Here is a 6,133-nt window from a genome sequence, read left to right as displayed (position 1 = left end):
TGCAAGGCAATACGTGCTGAATATCTACACAGAGAACCGAGCTTATGCAAAACCCTTCAAAACAGAATTCGGATAAGAATCCTTTCTTTCCGGTTTGAATCTGCGTATTGCCTCAAGTCGCATTGTGGGGTAAGGGGAAGGTATGCACAAATCGGACAAAATTCACGCTCATACTATCATGATGAATAGTGTTCAAGCTCTTTACTGCAATTGAGATTGCCATTGAGATTGCTTGCGGATTTTAGGGTAATAATAAAATGGTATGAGTACGCCCAAAGTAGCGAAGGCAAGCATGGCATAGAGATACTGGTGGAACCAGATGAAGGTCATCCCGTAGAACAGGAAGGCAATGCTGCACAGCCCAGAGGCCAGTCCGTCGATGCCGTCGATGAGGTTGATGGCATTGATGATGAAAACCGTAACGAAAACGGTGAGAGGGATGCTAATCCACGACGGCATGGAATGGATGAACAGCATTCCGTGAAGGTCGGACAGTTCCACTCCGCCAGCCACCAGCATGATGCCGCAGACTATCTGGATAAAGAACTTGGCACGGTAGCGCACACCGATAAGGTCATCGGCAATGCCGACAAGGTACAACATGATGATGGCGCAGAAGGCGTATGCCAATGGCAACGCTTCTGCGCCTATTTCCTTAAGCAGCTCATCATGTCCGGTTGAGACATTGACCGCCAAAAGCAGGACAAAGGAGAAGAACACTACGGGCTTGAAGGCCATACCGCCAAGGCGAGGCACTACACACTGATGTATCTTCCGCTCGTCCGGCTCGTCGAACAGTCGCCTGCGGAAGGCGATGAGCAGAATCTGCGGTATCACGATTCCTGCGAAAAACACGCACAGGAAGAATACCGACAGGATGTTGACAATCCAAATTAAACTCATTCTCTATCTAACTTTAATAGGCCGTTTGTGTCGGTCTGTCCTGTACTAATCCCTCTGTATCAATCAATTCGGGGGGGTAATTCGTGTTTCCATAATCTCAGTCTATGATTTGAATATATTCCGGCTTCACCTCAGCTGAAACCGCCAGTAGGTCGGGAATAATGACGACAAGCTGCCGACCTCTCTTTTTTGCCACTTTTATGAAGTAGCCCTCCACCTGGTCGAACGGTCCGCCATGTACCCTTACTCTTTTACCTTTTTCAATGTTGATTTTATCTTTTTCCTTGTTGATTTCGCTGATTTTGTAGAAGTGTACCTCTTCATCTGCCTGCTTGCACACCTTGATGAAGTTGGTCATGTCTTCATCAGGTACAGTCAGATAGACAAGTTCTCCGCCACTTTTCCATGTGACAAACTGTAGGTCGTAATAATAATTGTGTTTGAAATCAACAATCTTCTGATGACTTGCATGCACAAACACCAGACTATGGATGACGGGTACCATGAAAAAGACTTTCTTGCCCTTGACAGTGCGAAGGACTTTCTGCTTGGGTATGAAATACTCTAAGCCATACGTTTCATTAGAGAGCCGATCTTCGGCAGTATTCTCGTTCTTGTAGGCCCGCATGACATACCACAGTATCTTATCCTTGTCCAATACATTCACCATACTGTTTTGACATGTGTTTTTTGAGAAAAGAACGTACTCATGGTTAATCCCGATATGCGTATCGGTCTGTATATCAGCAACTTTCTATGTGTTTCAACTACAATAGTCATCTATTCTCATCTTTCTGAGTCCACCCCCTGCAAAGCCCCTCTTTACGACATAAAAATTCGGTCGGAAAAGGTATGCAAAAGATGTTTCTCTCTTTAAGAGAAATATCGTTTTGCTAAACAGTTGATATTGAGGTATCATTTTATCGTAAAAGACATATTTGCTCAACAATTGCTTGACGGAAATCAACAAATTTTAGCATTTTTGTAAAAAAGTCGCTATATAATTTGGTGAATTGGAGTTATTTTCATATTTTTGCATCCCGAAGAGTTTCTCTTAAAGAGAGAAACACCTTTTTGCTCAACAATCCCCGACTTTTTTATTATAGTTGCGGTATCACACCGCAATACAATAGTTATAAATATTGAAATAAAGGTGCAGTGAGACGCTGCACCTCCTAAAGAGAATTGATGATGAGATTGTTGGCGTTGTCAACGACAGAGGTGTCCAATGAGGAGAGGTATATCTGTGTGGTTTTCTCGGAGTCATGCCCCAATGCCTCGCTGATAGTAGATACGGGCACGTTCTTGCTCTTGGCTATGCTTGCCCAGGAGTGGCGGGCTACGTAGGTGGTCAGGGGTACGGACAGGCCTATCATTTCTCCGATTTTCTTCAACTGCTTGGTGATACGGCTATAGGCATTCTTGTACTGTCTCCAGAATATGGCTCCCTCTCCTTTTGCTATAGGGAGCAGGTAGGGAGAATCATCTGTTTTGTACTTCGCCACTATCTCCTGCATGGCAGGTTCCCATTTGATGTGCAACTGTTGTGAGGTCTTCTGACGGCGGTAAATGAGCGTACTGCCATGCAGATTGCTTGGTGTAAGTTGTGCCATATCGATGAACGACATCCCACGGGTATAGAAACTGAACAGGAACATATCCCTTGCAAGCTCCAAACGGGGGTTCAGACTCAAGTCCAGCTCTTTCAGTTGCTTGATGATTTCCAAGGGGAGTGCCCGCTTGACGGTCTTGTCGATGCCGGTATATACATGCTTGAACGGTGAGGAAGAGATGACCAGTCCGTCATCTACGGCATGATTGTAGATGGTGCGCAGGTTGCGGATGTAGAAAGAGGTGGTGTTGCGGCACAGTCCGCTGTCTTTCAGCCACTGTTCATAGCCTTGTATCGTTGTCCCATCGACTTCCTCCAATGGCACATCGCCTCCTTTCAGGTAACGCTGGAGGCTGTTGAGGGTGGTTTTGTACCTTGCTACCATCCGCTTCTTGCCGATGCGTCTCAGTTTTTCGTTCAACTCCAGCGTATAGCCGATAATGCCATGTAATTCTTTTCCCTCATGGAAGTTGTCAACGACGGTGTCTGCTGTATATGACTGCCCTTCCTTGTCCAACCGTGCAATGACCAACAGCAGTTTCTTCCTGTCAGCATCCAATGTATCTTTCAAGGAAAGAAGATAGGCTTGACGTTGTGGAGTGACGGAAGTTGGCAAAATGATGTTTGAATGGTCCGCATCCCACTCTGAGGAATAGATTCTGTACTCTGTATGGATCTGACGTGCCACACGATTGTGTATCACCTGATAATACAGGCGACCCTCTTTCTCTTGAACAGATGATGTTCTGAACTTTAATTTGATGGATGCCATAATGCTCTGACTTTAACATTGAAATTGCAATTATTACCTTTATATATAATATAAGTGACAGACAAACAGGTATAGGAGGGATGGTGCCTCACCGCTCGGCATACAACAGCTGATATTCCACCCACCTCCGTTTCCTAATGGATGCCACTGCTTTTCCCCTCCATTTGCAATAGCTCAGATAGAGTGGCAGGATGTCCCTGTCGCCACGTTCCAATCGGGTGAGCAGGGACGCTTTCGGGTATCGTCCATTGCCTAACAACTTGGCTGGTCCAATCTGGTACGAGAGGGTGGCAAGCAGATAAGCATCCCTGCCATAACGGGCATATAGGCGCAGGTGCCGGAGGAGGTCTGTCCGTAACAGCAAATCTGCACGCTGACGTGTCAGTGTTTTCGGGAAACGCTCTCCCTTCTGTAGCTGGTGACCATAGCCCACATAGCCCGGTGTGGTCTTTGGGTCGTGCCAACCCTCGAAGTGTTTGGTAATGGCTACCATCCGTTCAAACAGTGCCCTGTCAATGGTTTGGCTTTGACAGGGCACGCTACAGATGGCCAACATGCTCAATAGTACGATGATGTATCTTCTCATTACATTATTTTATATAGGAGGTGCGATGTCTCACCGCACTCTAATCAATATCACTACATCATAGTGCGGAACTGCTGAATCTCTTTAATCATGGCTTTCACGTCCTCCCCAACCTGAACGAAGTTCTTGTAGAGGATGCGCTCTCGCTCTTCTTTCGACTTGAACTTATAGAACTTAGGGAGAGGGACATACTCCGATTCCTCCTTCTTTATTTCCGTCATATCGAAGTCGGTCTTGCAGTAGAACTTGGATGTCTTGAACTCCTCGCTCTCCTGGATGTTCATGCTTCCGTTCATCCCGGTCTTGGTGACTACGAAGTCACGGGCGGTCTGTCCACATATCCAACCTGTGGGCATATCGGAGATTTTGCTTGCAGGCACCAGGCTGTCCATATTCTCATTGAGGTTGATGGAGGTCTTGTCACGGTCGATGGTCACGCCCTTTTTGAGTTGCACTACTTTACCGAAGATGTCACTCGACAGCCATTCGAGGGTTTCCTTGGCTCTTGCCGAACCGCTCACCACATTGCCCACGGTGGTGATGATTTTCTGCATACCCACCTTGCCATAATCGGCTTCCAACTGCGGAAGTTCCTGAAAGCCAAGTGCCACGCTCACCTTGTTGCTTCGGGCTGTGCCTATCAGTCGGTCTATCTTGTGGAAATACAAGGTCGGCAACTCATCGACGATGATGCTGACAGGAACGTTCTTGCCCTGTCCTGTATTCACCCTCGTTACAAGGCGGTTGAGAATCAAGGCATTCAGTGCACCGATGATGCTCTCCATCTCGGGGTCGTTGGCAATGAGCAGATAACTTGGATTCTTCGGGTCACTGACCTTCAGGTCGAAGTCATCGCCGTCCTTGTGGAATATCCAGTAAGATTCCTTGGTGGCGAGACGGGAGGTATAGACACGTAGCGTGCCAATCATACCTTCCAACTGCTCCATGGCTTTGTTGGCAAAGGCAGTCTGGAACGGGCCAAGCAAGGGGGCTACCTCGTTGTCGGTCTGAAGTACCTCGAAGATGGTCTGATAACTCTCATTGAGGAACGATAGGATATGTGGCATGTCGCTGTACTTGCCCAACCAATAAGCGGGCTGCACCTCCGCGCCCGAATGGTCGAACACCCGTCCTGTGGGTATCAGCCTTTTCGTCTTTGGGTCTTCACGCCGCTCGGCAATCAGCATCTTTCCGTCCTTGTCGTAGGGCTCCTTGCCGTAGTTGCAGAAGAAATAGATGCAGGCGGCAAGGAAGTTGACGGCAGAGGTCTGGAAGAACTGGTCGCTGCCACCGCCGCCTTCCTTCTTGCCTTTTTGCAGGGATTCAAGCAGGGTCTCGGCGGTCTCGCTCGCTGCGGCAAGGTTGTTGATGTACTTCAACTGGATGGGGTTCACACGGCGCGAATACTCCACATCCACAAAGTTGATGATGTTGAACTTCATGCCATGGGGCATCTTGCTGTCCTTGGCATTCTTGTTCTTCAAGTAATGATAGTAGAGTTTGGTGGCGAGAGTGGGAAACTTATAGTCGTACACCACCATGGCAAAGCCCTTCTCGCTGTGCTGCCTGATAAACGGCTCGATGATGGAGAAGGTCTTACCAGAACCAGGAGTACCCACAACCCATGTGCCACGGAACGGATTGACGATGTTCACCCATCCCTTGCGGAACTTGCCCTTGTAATAATAGCGCATAGGGATGTTCACGCTGTACTTGTTCTCCTGCAACTCCCTGCATTGCTCAAAGCTCTCATTCTCGAAGTTGAAGCGGTCTTTCAGCAGCCCTTCCTTCAGGAACTTAGAGATATTGTCGAGGGCGATATGCACCAATACGACACCGACGATGGAAGTGAGCATATAGAGCCAAGTGTTCAAACGGAGGGTATAGAAACAGGGCATTATCGAATGACCGAACAGCCATACGGACTGCACAATCAGCAGCACTCCCGACAGCAGCGGATAGAGCACCTGCCTGCGAGCGTCAAACTCCAGATGCTTCTTGTTGCGCGTTCCCACACAGGTGATACATATCAGCAGGAACGTAGCCACCTTGCTATACACGAGGTTGCCGTCATGGTAAATCATCCACCGCTTGATGCGAGTGTGGATATCCGTCACTACGCCGCCCAAGAAGTCCAACTGCTCCGGCTCCAGTGCGTAGGCGAAGAACTCCATCAGGATGGAGACATAAATCACCGCCCTGAATATCTTGTAAAAACCCTGTAACTCTTTGCTTTCTTCCATTTACTTTACGATGATGT

General features: G+C 47.9%; 4 protein-coding genes and 1 pseudogene. All 5 read right to left on the bottom strand.

Annotated features, from left to right (window positions below; translation table 11 throughout):
* Positions 1-246: 246 nt before the first annotated feature.
* Positions 247-903 (bottom strand): annotated as a pseudogene (locus B5F71_RS03205) (MraY family glycosyltransferase); the annotation flags it as partial.
* Positions 904-1,000: 97 nt separating this feature from the next.
* Positions 1,001-1,573: a UpxY family transcription antiterminator gene (locus tag B5F71_RS03200; RefSeq protein WP_008021340.1), complete on the bottom strand. Its 573-nt coding sequence runs from the start codon at positions 1,571-1,573 to the stop codon at positions 1,001-1,003.
* Between the two features lie 505 nt (positions 1,574-2,078).
* Entirely contained in the window at positions 2,079-3,287 is a 1,209-nt protein-coding gene (locus tag B5F71_RS03195; protein ID WP_005816149.1) for a putative resistance-associated DNA invertase, read from the bottom strand.
* 88 nt (positions 3,288-3,375) lie between these two features.
* Positions 3,376-3,873 carry a hypothetical protein gene (locus tag B5F71_RS03190; RefSeq protein WP_005816141.1) on the bottom strand — a complete coding sequence of 166 codons (498 nt, stop codon included), beginning with the start codon at positions 3,871-3,873 and terminating at the stop codon, positions 3,376-3,378.
* Between the two features lie 53 nt (positions 3,874-3,926).
* Positions 3,927-6,116: a type IV secretory system conjugative DNA transfer family protein gene (locus B5F71_RS03185; protein WP_005816140.1), complete on the bottom strand. Its 2,190-nt coding sequence runs from the start codon at positions 6,114-6,116 to the stop codon at positions 3,927-3,929.
* Positions 6,117-6,133: the final 17 nt, after the last annotated feature.

Origin of the sequence: Bacteroides sp. An269 (genome assembly GCF_002159755.1) — a bacterium.
GTDB classification, from domain to species: Bacteria; Bacteroidota; Bacteroidia; order Bacteroidales; family Bacteroidaceae; genus Phocaeicola; species Phocaeicola intestinalis.
The sequence above is the reverse complement of the archived record's forward strand: the minus strand, read 5'-3'. Positions and strand labels throughout refer to the sequence as shown.

Bases quoted from the DNA above. Each gene is read 5' to 3' on its own strand.
- B5F71_RS03195 (WP_005816149.1), bottom strand. From the start codon at position 3,287: ATGGCATCCATCAAATTAAAGTTCAGAACATCATCTGTTCAAGAGAAA.
- B5F71_RS03185 (WP_005816140.1), bottom strand. From the start codon at position 6,116: ATGGAAGAAAGCAAAGAGTTACAGGGTTTTTACAAGATATTCAGGGCG.
- B5F71_RS03200 (WP_008021340.1), bottom strand. From the start codon at position 1,573: ATGGTGAATGTATTGGACAAGGATAAGATACTGTGGTATGTCATGCGG.
- B5F71_RS03190 (WP_005816141.1), bottom strand. From the start codon at position 3,873: ATGAGAAGATACATCATCGTACTATTGAGCATGTTGGCCATCTGTAGC.